The organism is Adlercreutzia equolifaciens (assembly GCF_029076695.1).
Lineage (GTDB): Bacteria > Actinomycetota > Coriobacteriia > Coriobacteriales > Eggerthellaceae > Adlercreutzia > Adlercreutzia equolifaciens_A.
Genome location: NZ_JARFIK010000604.1, coordinates 1 through 289, shown reverse-complemented (window position 1 = coordinate 289; position 289 = coordinate 1). Strand labels below are relative to the sequence as shown.

The following is a 289-nucleotide window of genomic DNA, read 5'->3' as shown; positions in this document are numbered from 1 at the left end:
CACCGACGACGTGTACGGCACCTTCGTGCCCCACTATCGGTCGGTGTTCGCCGACCTGCCGCGCAATACGGCATGCGTCTATTCATTCTCGAAGTACTTCGGGGCCACCGGCTGGCGCCTGGCCACCATTGCCATGGCCCACGATAACCTGTTCGATGAGCTTATTGACCAGCTGCCCGAGGATAAGAAGCAGATCCTGGTAGGACGATACCAGTCGCTTACCGACGACATTGCGAAGGTTCGCTTCATCGACCGCATGGTGGCCGACTCGCGTCTGGTGGCCCTTAAC

1 protein-coding gene is annotated in these 289 nt (G+C 59.5%); it reads left to right on the top strand.

Annotated elements, in window-relative coordinates; translation table 11 throughout:
* Positions 1-289 (top strand): aminotransferase class I/II-fold pyridoxal phosphate-dependent enzyme (locus tag PZH32_RS13790; RefSeq protein WP_275208836.1); only part of this gene is annotated, 289 nt, incomplete at both ends.